This is a genomic window from Pseudoalteromonas sp. SG43-5 (assembly GCF_014164345.1).
Classification (GTDB): Bacteria; Pseudomonadota; Gammaproteobacteria; order Enterobacterales; family Alteromonadaceae; genus Pseudoalteromonas; species Pseudoalteromonas distincta.
Genome location: NZ_JACJFA010000024.1, coordinates 35,969 through 50,319 on the forward strand (window position 1 = coordinate 35,969; position 14,351 = coordinate 50,319).

Genomic DNA, 14,351 nt, shown 5'->3' on the forward strand with positions numbered 1-14,351 from the left:
CTTGTTTGTTTACATTTCAACCGCAACATCAATGCTGCTAGAACCGGCTTTGTAATGTTGTTTTATTAATTGGCTTAATTGCGTTTTACACGAACCGCAGTTCGTCCCACATTTAAGTTCAGACCCCAATTGCTCGACTGTGTTTGCACCGTTTTTAATGGCGTTTATAATTGGCTGCTCTCTTACTTTAAAGCAGCTACACACTTGCACGCCTTGGGTAAATTCTTCATCGGGGGTTGCATAAAGCAAAGACTGTAACTGTGTAAAGGTCAGTAATGGCTCTGCAAATAAATGGTTTATCCACTCAAGTGATATTTCTTTTTGCTCGTTAGAAATAACACCAACAAACGCTAATTGATCGTTTTGAATACACTGCACATGCATGGCTTTTGCCGTGTTCATAGCCGACCACTGCCCTTGTAAACCGGTTAAGGTTTGGCAGTAATACAGTAAATCACTTTGTGGTTCATTAAGCGCCAATTGGTAATTAAAGCAATTGCTTGCATTAACTTTGAGCCAAAAATCACTGTTTATAACAAGTTCGTTTTTAACAAACAGCTGCATATATTGCACAAAGGGTGCCTTAACTATATTAACAGCGCCGTGTTTGCACTCAGCCTGACCAGATAGAGGGTCAACTACCGATTGATACAACCCACTTACTGTTGCTGATGACGCAAATTGCTTATTCCAATGAATAGGCATAAAGCATTCACCTTTTCGCACGGAATCGGTTACTTTTGCATGCGCGGTAACCTGCCCAGTTTGCGCAATCGCACTTATTAAATCGTTTTGTTTAATTGCTAATTTACTGGCATCAAGCGGATTAATTTCAATGTACGGGCGTGTAATATGCGATGAAAGCGCAGTGCTTTTACCCGTGCGGCTCATCGTATGCCATTGGTCGCGTATACGTCCTGAGTTCATTATAAACGGATAATCACTTGATGTTTGTTGCACAGGTAATTGCGGCGTTATGGGTATAAAACGTGCTTTTTTATCAGCGGTGCTAAATTGGTTATCTGTAAAAACTTGACCATTTTTATAAGACTGATTTTTAACAACCGGCCACATAATGGGTTTTAAATTATCGTACTGGCTTTTTGTGAGCCCAACTAAACCAGAAAGATTTAGTAATCGGCTGCCGTTATTTTCAAAGCCGGTTAATTGTGCCCATTCTTCAAAAATGCCACTTGGGTCTATAAAATCAAATCCTTCAAAGCCCATTTTTTTAGCAACATCGCACATAATTTGCCAATCGTTTTTAGCACCCGAATAAGGCGCTACTAACGGTCGTTGCCTTGATATTCTGCGTTCTGAATTAGTCACAGTGCCGTTTTTTTCACCCCAACCGGTTGATGGAAAAGCAACATCGGCGAATTTTAACGTATCACTTTTTGCAATACAGTCAGATACAACCACCAATTCGCAGGTCTCTAATGCCTTTTTAATAGCGGCGTTATTAGGCAAGCTCACCATTGGGTTTGTTGCCATTATCCACACTGCTTTTATTTTGCCTGCGGCTATTTCATCAAACATATCAATGGCATTGCTGCCTACTTTTTTAGCAATAGTTGGCGAGAGCCAAAAACGTTGTACAAGTGATTGATGCGCTTCGTTTTCAATATCTAAATGCGCCGCTAACTGATTAGCCAAACCACCTACTTCGCGCCCGCCCATCGCATTGGGTTGTCCAGTAATCGAAAACGGACCGCTACCTGGCTTAAGTAATTTACCTGAGGCTAAATGCGCATTAATAATGGCGTTGCATTTATCTACACCCGAGCTTGATTGATTTATACCCATTGAGTAAAAGCTAATCGCACTTCGGCTTTTAGCAAATAGCGTGTAAAACTCAGTGACTTGCTCAATTGTTATATCGCAAAAGTCGCTAACTGCCTGGCAGCTCCATTTTTGTGCCTCTTGCAGTGCGCTTTCAAAGCCGTTTGTGTGCTGAGCAATAAATTGCGTATCGAGGTGGTTATGCTCATTTAAATAATTAAGCAAGCCGTTATAAAGGGCGGCGTCACTCCCTGGTTTTATATTTAAAAATGTGTCGGCAAGCTCAGCAGTGTCGGTTTTTCGCGGGTCAATAACCACCACTTTCATATTTGGGTTAAGCTGCTTTGCACGCTCCATTCGCTGATACAAAACCGGATGAGTCCACGCTGCATTTGAGCCAATTAAAATAAGCAGCTCAGTTTGCTCTAAATCCTCGTAGGTACACGGCACTACGTCTTCACCAAAAGCGCGTTTGTAACCTGCCACAGCAGATGACATACACAGGCGCGAATTTGTATCGATATTGCCTGAGCCTATGTAGCCTTTCATTAATTTATTCGCGATGTAGTAATCTTCAGTAAGTAACTGCCCTGACACATAAAATGCCACCGCATCGGGTCCGTGCTTTTGTATTACGTCGTTAAATTTATTGGCAACGTGGTCGGTTGCTTCATCCCACGTGGCTGCTTTATTATTAATGAGGGGCGACGTTAAGCGGTTATCACTGCCTGTGGTGTCTAGCAAATGCGTGCCTTTTACACATAAACGACCAAAGTTAGCGGGGTGCTCTCGCATGCCTTCAAGCTTGGTTGGCACATTATTAAAAAGTGAAATATCAACACCGCACCCTACACCACAGTAAGCACATGTTGTTTGTTTTAAACTGGTTTTATTTATAGTTGGTGACGTGTTTGCGGTTGTCATACTGCTCTCTTTTAGTGTGCTTTAATTTATGCAGGCTGTTTTACAGGCTCATTAAGGGTAACTACGTTAATAGTGTTACTTGCTTTAGCTAGCGCGCTGTTTATTACATTTTGAACGAGCTTTTCACACCCTCCACAGCCTGTACTGGCTTTGGTGCTTTGCTGCACACTTGCCAAATCTATGCAGCCTTTAGCGACTGTTTGTTCAATGGTGTGTTTAGTTACTTTATGACACGCGCAAATAATGGCGTTATCAGGCAAGTCATCGGCGCTTAGCTCTGCTATGTCGCCGGCAAGGGGCATAATGAGCGCTTCGGGAGCGGTGGTAAGTTCAATGTCGTTTAAATGATATTGCAGCAAATTGTCGTAATCGCTGGTATCGCCAACAAGTACCGCGCCAATCAGCTTATTACTTTGTGAGTTAGTGACTATTTTTTTATAAATACCATTGGCTTGGTCTTCAAAGTAATAGCTTATTGCGCCTTCGCTGCGTGCATGTGCATCGCCAATAGAGCCTACTTCAACACCCATTAATTTAAGCTTGGTGCTCATATCGGCACCATTAAATTCATCGGCTTTATTGTCTAAGCCAGTACTTTGCAAAGTACCTTGCTGCGTATCTTGTAAAATATGCCCAACTGCTATTTTAGCCATGGCGTAACCGGGTGCCACTAAGCCAAAAATAAAATTATTCCACAGTGCACATTCACCAATAGCGTATATGTTTTTATCACTCGTTTGGCAGTGGTTATTAATTACAATACCGCCGCGCTCGCCTAACTCTAAATTAAACTCGCGGGCTAAATTATCATAAGGGCGAATACCCGCCGAAAATACAATCATGTCTGTTTCAAGGGTTTTGCCACCTTTAAAACACATTTTATAACGGCAACTTTCGCCTTCTACTATTTCCTCAGTTGCTACCGCTGTATGTACAGTAACGCCCAAATCCGTAATTTTGTTTTTTAGTAACCGACCGCCACCAGCATCAACTTGTACACCCATAAGTTGCGGTGCAAATTCTATTACGTGAGTATGTAAACCCAATTGCTTTAATGCGTTTGCAGCTTCAAGCCCCAGTAAACCGCCACCAATTACCACGCCTACTTTGCTGCCGTGGGCTGAATTTTTTATTGCGTGTAAATCGTTAATGGTGCGATAAACAAGGCAATGCTCGCGATCTTTACCCGGTATAGGCGGTACAAATGGGAATGAACCTGTAGCAAGCACAAGTTTGTCGTATTCAAACAATTCCCCTTTAGCGGTCGTTATAGTTTGCGTATCACGATTTATATCAACCACTTTAGAATGAGTATGAAAGCGTACTTGCCAATCGTCATAGGTTTTATTACATGTAAGTGCGAGGTCGTCTGCGGTTTTGCCTTTAAAAAAAGAGGATAGTTGTACACGGTCATACGCTAAACGGTCTTCACCGCTAAGTACCGTAATTTCAAATTGCTCATCAGCTTGATTTTGAGAAACTAGCTGCTGCACAAAATGGTGCCCGACCATTCCGTTTCCTACCACTACAACACGCTGCTTGCTTAACATTTACCCACCTTAAAGTGATACCTATTTTAGTAATTGACTAAAATTGAAATCGAATAATTTGTTATAGGTTTGTTATAGCAATATGTAAGCCAAATATATAAGCATTTAAAATCAGCAAGTTGCCTACATTGGTGCAGAGGTGAAAAGCATAAAGTCCCACAAGATGGTGCAATTGCACCATCGTGTGTCGCTATAAATTACAAGTGAATATTAGAAGATAGAGAGGGTTAAAATTTAGCGCTCATCCATACCCACAATTTTTGAGTATCGACTTTATTAGCAGCAGTATCGCCCGCTGAGTAATCAGCATACTTAACACCTACTGCGTATTGTTTATTAATAGGTTTAACGTATTGTACGTTTAGTTCACTGCCTAAATCGTCAACCCCATTTGATTGCTCATTAGCATCAAAACTGTGATAAGCCACCAGCCATTTTCCGTCAAACGCTTTACCGTTTAAGCTTATGTAAGTGTCGTCCAAACCTTGTGTGGGTGTATTTAAAAACGTATCTGTCCAACCATTAAATTTATGTAACGTGGCAAGCGGTGTTGCAAACCCGTAATCGCCATTATCAGAGCCAAGTGACTCTATGCCAACTTTTAATGTTACTGTTTTTATGCCCAACCCATTTAAATCGACAGCGCCTTCAAGTGCATAGTAATCGGCATCAAAATCACTCACGCTTGTTGAAGCAGACTGCGTTGCATACTCCGCTTTGTAATAAAATTTTATGTCGTTTAGGGTTTTATTACCGTTAAAAGAAACGCCATAAGTATCTAAACTGTCGTCTTGTAGTGCATCGTCACTTAATAAGTAACTGTATAAAACCACTTTACCGTAGTCTGTTTTAAAGCTTGCATTAATTAAATGATCGGACGATTTAATGTCTTTATCGTCAGCAAATATGCGGTTACGCTTATTTAAATAACTGTACTGTAAATTTATGTTATTAAATGCGTAATTAATGGTCGCGGCATCAAAGGTTTGTCTGTCTTGGCGCCAACCTACGTGCCCAACAAAACGCTGCCCATCAAGAGCTATTATTTGGCGCCCTACTTTTAGCGATAGACCATCGCGGGCATATTTAACAAAGCCTTGGTCTATCTCAGTGTTTTCTGGGTCTGCAATAACAGAATAATTAGTGTTTTTCCCCACTGTATTGTTGTAATCATCTACGCCCAATAGGCTGCGAGTGTCTTCTACTTCAATAAGTGCTGAAAAACCATTCACCTCGTCTGTTTGATGCGTTAAGCGGGTTCTAAGTGTTAAGCCGCTTGCATCTTTTAGAGCATTTTCTTGATCAACGCTTTCAAAACGCAGTCTAAAATCAAGATCAGTTTGCGCAGCTTGGCTTATTAAAGGCGCAGTGAAGCAACCCAGTATAAAAATAATAGGTAAGTTGTTCTTGTAATTAAGCATTTTGGTTCTCTAAGTTTTAATTATTAATACACATACCAAAGCAATAAATAAACACAGCGAAATACATTTCCACACCATAACTGGATCGCGTTTCATTATTGAACTTTTATTAGCGGTACTTTCTAAATAAGGATTAGGTTTGTTGATATCGTTTATAAACTCAGAAAAAGCTTGGTATCTGAGCTCAGGTTTAGGGGCAAGCGCCTTCATAAGGGCTTGATCTAACCAAAACGGAATATCGGCTCTGTATTTACGAATACTTGTGTAATGCCAATGGCTGTAATCTTTTGGCGCTACGTGGTTAAGTGGCAGTGGTTTATAAGGCAATTTTGAGCACAATAACTCATATGCAATCACGCCAAGTGAAAACAAATCACTTTTAAAATCGGCGTGCATAGTAATAAGTGTTTCGGGTGCGGTGTAGTCGGCAGTGCCTTGCGGGCAATCATCCGCAATTTGTTTAACCGACTCGTCCATAGCCGCAACACTTACTGTGCCGTAATCTATTAGCGTTACTTTACCGTGCGCATCTATCATTACATTATCGAGTTTTAAATCACGATGTACCATATCGAGTCGCTGAAACGCCCTTAGTGCATGTACTATTTGTTCAATAATACTGCGTACTTGGGTTATTTCTGGGTGCGGCACGTCGTGCTTCCAATCACTGAGTGTTTGCCCGTCCATGTACTCACAAATATGATACAAAAAACGACTCTGCGATTGCGTACTTAGCACTTTCATCACGTTTAAATGGTTTATGCGTTGCCCTACCCAGCCTTCTCTTATAAAGCCTTGAAGGTAGTGCACATCGTCTTCAAAATTAACCGAAGGTGCTTTTAAAACCACTGGCGGTATATCGGGCGCTTGTTGCACTAAATAAATGTGCGAGCGACTACTGGCATGTAATTTACGAATAACCGTGTAGTCATCAATTTTTTGCCCAACATTAAGCGCAGGTGGAATTTTTCGTCGTGTTAGCGAATGGTAAAGTTCATCTAACTTTTGCTCGGCAATATTTTCTACTTTTACCAGTAAACAACTTACGTTGTCGTCACTGCCTCGTGCTAATGCAAGTTCGGTAATTGCTTTAGCTGCATTTTCTAAATTAGTGTACTCGTTAATTAATTTAGCTATATCACTACTTGGGAGCACATCGTGTACGCCATCGCAGGTTAATATATAAATATCGTCTGCTTTTAGGTCAACCTCGTATACATCTATTTCTTGATGAAGTTGCGCGCCAAGAGCACGCGTTAGCGTATCGTTTACTTTGTGATCCCGTGTTATTGCCTCGATTTTATTTCCTCGCAAGCGAGTAATACGCGTATCACCTAAGTGGAATATATAACCCGTTGCCGACTTTAAAATAAGTGCTGTAAAAGTCGTCATCCAATCGGCTTGACGCTGACCTAAGTGATTGTAATTAACCGATTGCGAATAAAGCCACTGATTTAAACTTGCTAACACCTTCGACACTGACTTTTTAACCGCCCAACTTTCGGGGGTATTTAAATACTCATTTATAAAATGAGTAACCGAAAGTTGAGACGCTTGTTTAGCATTTTTTGCTGATGAACACCCATCGGCTAAGCAGGCAATAACGCCTTTAGACTCTTTTTCTTGCGCTTTGGTATTGAGAGCTGCAAACGCATCTTGGTTTTCTGCTTTTAACCCTTTAGCACTGTGCCCGCCAAATGAAACGTTGAGTTCATTTTTTAGCGATTTAGCGTGGAGTGTTTCATCAAACATAGCCAATAATGCCTTAAGTCACTGAAATAAGTTCAACGGTGCCGTCTTCATTTACTTCGGTAATATGGCCATCTGGTTCTCTCATAAAAAACAGTGCAGCTAGACCAAGTAATGCACTACCCGCAATAATGAAAAAGAAAGTTTGATAATCAACAAGTGACAATGCCGTTAAGTACACTACTGCACCTACATTACCGTAAGCACCTGTCATTCCAGCTATTTGCCCAGTTAAACGACGCTTAATTAGCGGTACTGCGGCAAATACAGCGCCTTCACCAGCTTGCACAAAGAACGAACACGCCATAGCCGCAACAACTGCAAGCCATAAAGGCCAAGATGCATCAACCAAGCCCATTACAAAATAACCAACAGCAAGACCCGTTGTAAGTACAATAAGGGTAATACGGCGACCTAATTTATCTGAAATCCAACCGCCACCTGGGCGAGATGCTAAGTTCATAAATGCATAAGCTGAGGCTAAAATACCCGCGTACACCATATCAAGCGCAAACACATCCATAAAAAATAGCGGTAACATAGATACAACTGCAAGCTCAGAACCAAAAGTTGTAAAATATAAAATATTTAAAACAGCCACTTGCTTAAATTCATAACGATGAGACTCAGGTACAGGCTCTTTAAAAATATGACCATTTACGTCAAAGGTTTTATACACTTCGTAAATATAAAGCAGAACTAAAAAAGCATACACGGCAAGTACAAAGTTAGCCGAAATTAGGTTAGCACCGGTTGGTGAAAGCTTCCAAGTAAGTAATGCTAGTGCACCATACATAGGGATTTTCATAATAAGAAGTAATACAAAGTCGCCTTTACTGGTTACTTCCATTGCGCCTACTTTTTTAGGCTTAAAGTATGTACCGCCTTTTGGTGTATCGGTTACATTTAAGTACCAAATAATACCAAATATAACGCTTAATACACCCGTTAAACCTACTGCGTAACGCCAACCATCTTCGCCACCAAACATAAGTGCAATAATTGGCAATAACATAGCCGCTGCTGCTGAACCAAAGTTACCCCAGCCGCCATAAATACCTTCTGCTATGCCCAGCTCGTTAGCAGGAAACCATTCACTCACCATACGAATGCCCACAACAAAGCCAGCACCAATAAAGCCTAGCGCAAAACGCGCTATAGCGGCTTGTTCAAATGTGGTTGCCATAGCAAACATAAAACACGGAATACTACAGGTAATAAGTAGCGCGGCATAAACAATCCGGGGACCAAATTTATCGGTCAGCATACCCACCACAACACGGGCAGGAATAGTTAACGCTACATTTAAAATTAGTAATGTTTTAACTTGTGCCATGGTAATACCAAGCGAGCCCGCAATTGCACCTAATAAAGGAGCATGGTTAAACCATACAAAAAATGACACAAAAAAGACCATCCAACTCAGATGTAATACTTTCATTTTTCCTTTAAAGGATATTAAGTTAAATCCAGAACTCGGTTGCATGTTTATTTCCTCGTAAACGTATTATTGTTTTATAAATGCCCCACTCTTTTATATGAGTAGTAGCTCAAACTTTGTTAAATTTTAGTTAACCAAACACAGCAATTACTGAGCCACTAATTAAAAACCATATATTTCAGCTAGTTATATGTATTTATTATTTTAATGCGTTATAGTTGCACTATATGAGTGAGGGGGTAAGGGCTGTTACAGTGCAAATAAAAAGCGTTACTACTTGCTCTAGGATTTAACAAATTGGTATTGTTCAAAAAAAGTATGAGATATTTAAAAATGCAAAAAGCACCGTTAACGTACCAACAGCAACTACGCTATTCTCGGCATATTATGCTGCCGCAGCTTGATATAGACGGACAAGAGAAACTATGGCAATCGCATGCTTTAATTATTGGTGTGGGTGGGCTTGGTTGCGCGGTAGGTCAATACTTAGCGGCATCTGGCGTTGGCACGCTTACCTTAGTTGATAACGATGAAATAGACGTGACCAACCTGCAAAGGCAAATACTGTATAAAGAAAGCGACATTGGTATCTCAAAATGCAGTGTTGCTAAAAAACAGCTTAACGCGCTTAATAGTGAAATAAACATAAATACTATTGAGGCATTTTTTGATGCAAATACCTCTACAGAGCAGCTATTTAATAACATTGATATAGTAATTGATTGCTCAGATAACCTAGCAACGCGTAATGCACTTAATAGCGCCTGTTTTAAAGCTAAAGTTCCGCTAGTGTCAGGCTCTGCAATACGAATGGAAGGACAAGTCGCGTGTTTTACTATGGATGAAAACAGTCATTGTTATGGTTGTTTATCGCAATTTTTTAGTGAACAAACACAAAGCTGCTCTGAATCCGGTGTGCTCTCTCCTATTGTGGGGCTAATAGGTAGTATTCAGGCAACTGAAGCGCTAAAAATGCTTGCTGGTTTGCCAAGTGGCTTAGACAAACACTTATTGCTGGTGGATGGTTTAAGCATGGAGTTTAATCGTTTTAAAATAGCTAAAAACAGTCAATGTGCGGTGTGCAGCATTTAGTTATTCTAGATTACTGATTGTTGTATAAAGCACATCGCCAACTTTAAAGTTGTTTTTGTCCCACACTCGCCTTGAAGCCAAGCCAAACAAAGTTTGCCCGTCAACATTAAGCGTTAACTGCCACTTATTATTAATAAGCTCAGCCTGAGTTAATACCGACCTTAAAACATTACTGTGCGTTGTTTGCTCAGGCTTTAACACACTAAGCGACATTTGCTCACTTTCTATAATTAGCTTATTACTGCTATCGACAAGTGCAGGAAGCACAAAAAGCGGTTGCTCACTTTGCTGTAATTGCAGTTGATATAGCCCGTAGTCTTTATCAAATTTAACCACATCGTAATTAATTAAGCTCAGCGGTGTTTGCCTGTCGTTTGCGTAAATAGCCTTTGCAACGTGCGCACTTGCACCTTGGTTTATCACCTTACCTTTATCAAGCTGAATAAGGGTATCGCAGCAAAATAGCAGCTCTTTTAATGAGTGACTTACTATTATAAATTTAATATTAAACTTAACGGCTAACTCATTGAGTTTAGTGAGCGTTTTAAAACGCAATGACCAATCAAGCGCACTAAAAGGCTCATCAAGCATTATAAATTTTTGACCGGCAAGCAAAGTGCGCGCAAATACTACACGCTGGCGCTCGCCACCCGATAAGCTTTGTACATCACGATTTAGTAAATCTTGTAATTCAAGTGTTTTAACAACGTATTGAAGCGTTAAGCTGGTTTGCTTATTTTCGCAGTGTTTTTGTGTAAACGCTAAATTACCTGCCACATCTAAATGAGGAAACAACGGGCACGATTGCAACTGAAGCGTTATACCGCGTTTATCACTTGGCAACTCATGCACTGGCTGATTATTAATATGAACACTTTTTGCAGGCTCTAAACCACTAATACAACGCAGTAATGTTGACTTACCAGAGCCTGAAGGACCGTAAACACCCAATACATTAAACGACTCAAGCTCAAGGTTTATATCTAAATCAAAATTATTGAGTGCTTTAAAAAGGCTTAACTTAATCATGTTATTGCTTAACCCCTACAATGCTTTTATTAAACTTAAATAACAGCACTAAACAGGCAAACGAAATAGCCAGTAAAATAAGTGAAAGCTGATGCGCCGCCGTATAATTTAACGATTCAACATGGTCATAAAGCGCAATAGACACCACCTGTGTTTGCCCCTGAATATTACCGCCAATCATTAATACCAAACCAAATTCACCCAATGTATGCGCAAAGCCTAAAGCAAATGCGCTACCAATACTGGGTTTTAAAAGCGGAATAATTAAATGCACAAAGCGTTTAAATGGGCTTAATCCAAGCGCAATGGCAGCTTCGTTATAGGTTTGATTAATATGCTTAAACCCAGCCACAAGCGGCTGCATTACAAAAGGCAGCGAATAAAAAAGCGAGCCAATAACCACGCCCTGAAAACTAAACGCAAGCTGCGTACCCGTTAGCCAAAACCAAAACTGCCCAAAAGCGTGATCAGGCGAAAACAAAACAAGTAAATAAAACCCTAACAACGTAGGCGGTAGCACTAAAGGCATTGCAATTAATGCCTCTAAAAATGGTTTAAATTTACCGTTATAGCCAGCGAGCTTGTAAGCCAGAGGAATACAAAAAATAAGAAGAAGTACTGCGGTTATAAAGGCAAGTTTTATAGTTAACCACAGCGCGGTTAAATCACTTTGAAGCATTGTTGTCCTTTATTCTGTAACCTAATTCAATTAACTGCTGCTGCGTAGCTTCTGCCATTAAAAATTGCATAAGTTGCTTAGCGCTAGCATGTTTTTTAGTCGAGCTAATAATAACGCCTTGTTGAATTATATCGGGATATTGATTGGTAGGCAGCACGGTATAATCTAAATATTTTTGATCTTGCGTGTTACGGTAAGCCGCCTTTAGGGATGAAACAGCCACCAGCCCTACTCCTACATTACCACTTTGCACAAACTGAAACGCATGCGTAATATTATTCCCGTACACATAATTTATTGGTTTTTTAAAATGGTTATTCGCGTAGTGCTCTGAGGCACGTCCGTATGGTGAAAAACGCGGATTAGCAATGGCTACTTTATCATTTACTTTTTCAGCTTTGGGTTGCCACAAAGCAAGTTCGCCTAACGCGTAAGTGATCAAACTACTTTGCTCGGCATAACCTTCTTTAATAAGCGATTGCGGGCGAAAATCGTCGGCCGATAAAAACACATCAAATGGCGCGCCATGCACTATTTGCGAATATAAAACACCGCTAGAAGCGGCTGATATTTTCACGTCAACATTAGGTAATGGGGATTTTTTTAGTAGGGTTTCCAATACAGTTTTAAAATTACTCGCTACGGCTACATGCAGCGTTTCTTTTGCGTTTACGCTGCACGAAAGCATGCATATCACACACAAAAAATAACCCAACCATGTATTGTAAAGCTTTGACATTATAAGTATTGTTTCAAAATAAAATGATTTAAGTAAGCAATATATATGAACGATGTTTGCAATGCACCCGGTTTATTACCAATTGAAACTGCAATACAAAATATACTTGGCACAATAACGCCTGTTAAAGACGTTGAAACCATTTCTATAATGCAAAGTGTTGATCGCGTTTTAGCAAGCGATGTTAAGTCAACTATAAACGTACCCGCTCATAACAACTCAGCAATGGATGGCTATGCGCTGTGTATTTCAGATAAAAGCTTAACCTACACACAAGTAGGCAGCGTGTTTGCAGGTCAAGTTTTTGAAGGAACACTTACCCCAGGGCAATGCGTAAGAATAATGACCGGCGCCGCCATTGCACCAGGCGCTAACGGCGTTGTAATGCAAGAAAACGCCTCGGTAGATGGCGATAAAATTACGTTCACCGCGCAACCTGAGCTAAATGAAAACGTGCGTTTTGCTGGCGAAGATATTGCTATAGACGATGTTATTTTAAAAGCAGGCGATAAATTAAAAGCCGTTGATGTGGGGTTACTTGCATCGTTAGGGATTGCCAATATAGACGTGGTGAGAACTTTGAAAATAGCCGTACTTTCTACAGGCGATGAGCTAATTGAACCTGGTCAGCCTCTTAAGCAAGGCGCTATTTTTGAAAGTAACCGCGCTGTTATTATTAGTGCGCTGCAACAAAAAAATATCGACGTGCTTGATTTAGGAATTATCCCTGATGACAAAGACCTCATCACCAATGCATTTTTAAAAGCGAATGAACTCGCCGATGCCGTAATAAGCTCAGGCGGCGTATCGGTTGGTGAAGCCGACTTTACCAAAGAAGTGCTCAACGAAATTGGCGAAATTCACTTTTGGAAAATAGCCATGAAACCAGGCAAACCTTTTGCCTTTGGTAAACTAAGTAACAGTTACTTTTTTGGCTTGCCAGGTAACCCTGTGTCGGCTGCTGTTACGTTTAATCAGTTAGTAGAGCCTGCACTGCAAAAGCTGTCGGGTCTTGGTGAAGTAAATCCTAAAATGCGATTTAACGCGGTTACTACATCCGTTATTAAAAAGCGCCCTGGCAGAGCTGACTTTCAACGCGGTACTGCAACAATTAACGAGCAAGGTGACTTAGTGGTTGCCCCGTTTAATAAACAGGGCTCGGGTGTACTTTCGTCGCTTAGTAAAGCTAACTGCTTAATTGTAGTGCCTGCGCAAAGCGGCAATATCGAAAAAGGCGCAACAGTAAGTATTGAGTTGCTATAAAGTATTGAGGTGTTATAAAGCCTAACATGCTACAGCTAACTGTATAATTTAGCTGTAGCGCTACTCTAATTTAAAATATTTTTATGTTTAGAGTTTGGATTAAACAGTTTAACTTTTCGCTACGTCCTACAAACTCTTCTTTGCTCAACCTATTAACACACTTCAGCGCATTTTTAGTCGCAAAGTATCTATCATAACTTAGGCTTCTTTCGCATTTAACACTATACGTTGAGGGCCAAGAGCCACCGGCACCCGTTGCTATGCCAACAACGTTACATGTAGCATCTATATACTGCTCCCATGCTTTTATTTGCGCTTTAACTGCATCTACTTGGTAATCATCAGTTAGTTGCGGGTAGATCTCATCCATCATTTTACTGATTTTAGTTTTGTATCTATTGCCCTCTAAATTATAAGTATTGCCCGTGTGCATTGCACCGCCTTCTGGCCAATCATCAGTACTTTGTGCAAATGCGCCAAATGATGAAATAGCAAAAGCAAACCCAATAATAATTTTATTCATTTTAAATCCCTTTAATACCAATCTGCTTATATATGGGGTCTATTTAACGTTAAGAAAATTACGCTAGAACTAGGCAAAAATTTTTGTATCTAGTTGTTCTAAATAAAAAATTTTTAACGACGTTATAGTGCAATTTAATTCGTTAAATTGATCAAAGAT

11 protein-coding genes are annotated in these 14,351 nt (G+C 40.3%); 2 read left to right on the forward strand and 9 right to left on the reverse strand.

The window, feature by feature from the left end:
• Positions 1 to 9: 9 nt before the first annotated feature.
• The 5 genes from H5161_RS17990 to H5161_RS18010 form a co-directional block, all read right to left on the reverse strand.
• On the reverse strand, positions 10 to 2,706 hold the full coding sequence (locus tag H5161_RS17990) for a nitrate reductase (RefSeq protein ID WP_182769802.1): 2,697 nt from the start codon (positions 2,704 to 2,706) through the stop codon (positions 10 to 12).
• 26 nt (positions 2,707 to 2,732) lie between these two features.
• On the reverse strand, positions 2,733 to 4,256 hold the full coding sequence (locus H5161_RS17995) for an FAD-dependent oxidoreductase (RefSeq protein WP_182769803.1): 1,524 nt from the start codon (positions 4,254 to 4,256) through the stop codon (positions 2,733 to 2,735).
• A gap of 227 nt (positions 4,257 to 4,483) precedes the next feature.
• Positions 4,484 to 5,677: an alginate export family protein gene (locus tag H5161_RS18000; RefSeq protein WP_024603792.1), complete on the reverse strand. Its 1,194-nt coding sequence runs from the start codon at positions 5,675 to 5,677 to the stop codon at positions 4,484 to 4,486.
• Between the two features lie 9 nt (positions 5,678 to 5,686).
• On the reverse strand, positions 5,687 to 7,429 hold the full coding sequence (locus H5161_RS18005; protein WP_024595624.1) for a bifunctional protein-serine/threonine kinase/phosphatase: 1,743 nt from the start codon (positions 7,427 to 7,429) through the stop codon (positions 5,687 to 5,689).
• A gap of 13 nt (positions 7,430 to 7,442) precedes the next feature.
• On the reverse strand, positions 7,443 to 8,912 hold the full coding sequence (locus tag H5161_RS18010; protein WP_024595623.1) for a NarK family nitrate/nitrite MFS transporter: 1,470 nt from the start codon (positions 8,910 to 8,912) through the stop codon (positions 7,443 to 7,445).
• Positions 8,913 to 9,200: 288 nt separating this feature from the next.
• On the opposite strand from H5161_RS18010, the gene moeB reads away from it, so the two are divergent.
• Positions 9,201 to 9,959, forward strand: a complete 759-nt coding sequence (moeB, locus tag H5161_RS18015; RefSeq protein WP_182769804.1) for a molybdopterin-synthase adenylyltransferase MoeB — start codon at positions 9,201 to 9,203, stop codon at positions 9,957 to 9,959.
• Here moeB and H5161_RS18020 read toward each other — a convergent pair whose 3' ends face one another.
• The 3 genes from H5161_RS18020 to modA are packed head-to-tail and all read right to left on the reverse strand — an operon-like array spanning position 9,960 to position 12,355.
• Entirely contained in the window at positions 9,960 to 10,988 is a 1,029-nt protein-coding gene (locus tag H5161_RS18020) for an ATP-binding cassette domain-containing protein (protein ID WP_024595621.1), read from the reverse strand.
• Position 10,989: 1 nt separating this feature from the next.
• Positions 10,990 to 11,667: a molybdate ABC transporter permease subunit gene (modB, locus tag H5161_RS18025; RefSeq protein ID WP_007375247.1), complete on the reverse strand. Its 678-nt coding sequence runs from the start codon at positions 11,665 to 11,667 to the stop codon at positions 10,990 to 10,992.
• Positions 11,654 to 12,355 (reverse strand): molybdate ABC transporter substrate-binding protein, encoded by a 702-nt coding sequence (gene modA / locus H5161_RS18030; protein ID WP_259395917.1) that lies wholly within the window; start codon positions 12,353 to 12,355, stop codon positions 11,654 to 11,656. The genes modB and modA overlap by 14 nt, the downstream gene beginning before the upstream one ends.
• 96 nt (positions 12,356 to 12,451) lie before the next feature.
• Between modA and glp the strand changes: the two genes are divergently transcribed.
• On the forward strand, positions 12,452 to 13,669 hold the full coding sequence (glp, locus tag H5161_RS18035; protein WP_182769805.1) for a gephyrin-like molybdotransferase Glp: 1,218 nt from the start codon (positions 12,452 to 12,454) through the stop codon (positions 13,667 to 13,669).
• A 70-nt stretch (positions 13,670 to 13,739) separates the two neighbouring features.
• Here glp and H5161_RS18040 read toward each other — a convergent pair whose 3' ends face one another.
• Positions 13,740 to 14,192 (reverse strand): hypothetical protein, encoded by a 453-nt coding sequence (locus H5161_RS18040; RefSeq protein ID WP_024599117.1) that lies wholly within the window; start codon positions 14,190 to 14,192, stop codon positions 13,740 to 13,742.
• Positions 14,193 to 14,351 lie beyond the last annotated feature (159 nt).

What these genes read in the sequence shown, in the direction of transcription:
- H5161_RS17990 (WP_182769802.1), bottom strand. Translation starts at nt 2,706, where the DNA reads ATGACAACCGCAAACACGTCACCAACTATAAATAAAACCAGTTTAAAA.
- H5161_RS17995 (WP_182769803.1), bottom strand. Translation starts at nt 4,256, where the DNA reads ATGTTAAGCAAGCAGCGTGTTGTAGTGGTAGGAAACGGAATGGTCGGG.
- H5161_RS18000 (WP_024603792.1), bottom strand. Translation starts at nt 5,677, where the DNA reads ATGCTTAATTACAAGAACAACTTACCTATTATTTTTATACTGGGTTGC.
- H5161_RS18005 (WP_024595624.1), bottom strand. Translation starts at nt 7,429, where the DNA reads ATGTTTGATGAAACACTCCACGCTAAATCGCTAAAAAATGAACTCAAC.
- H5161_RS18010 (WP_024595623.1), bottom strand. Translation starts at nt 8,912, where the DNA reads ATGCAACCGAGTTCTGGATTTAACTTAATATCCTTTAAAGGAAAAATG.
- moeB (WP_182769804.1), top strand. Translation starts at nt 9,201, where the DNA reads ATGCAAAAAGCACCGTTAACGTACCAACAGCAACTACGCTATTCTCGG.
- H5161_RS18020 (WP_024595621.1), bottom strand. Translation starts at nt 10,988, where the DNA reads ATGATTAAGTTAAGCCTTTTTAAAGCACTCAATAATTTTGATTTAGAT.
- modB (WP_007375247.1), bottom strand. Translation starts at nt 11,667, where the DNA reads ATGCTTCAAAGTGATTTAACCGCGCTGTGGTTAACTATAAAACTTGCC.
- modA (WP_259395917.1), bottom strand. Translation starts at nt 12,355, where the DNA reads ATGCTTTCGTGCAGCGTAAACGCAAAAGAAACGCTGCATGTAGCCGTA.
- glp (WP_182769805.1), top strand. Translation starts at nt 12,452, where the DNA reads ATGAACGATGTTTGCAATGCACCCGGTTTATTACCAATTGAAACTGCA.
- H5161_RS18040 (WP_024599117.1), bottom strand. Translation starts at nt 14,192, where the DNA reads ATGAATAAAATTATTATTGGGTTTGCTTTTGCTATTTCATCATTTGGC.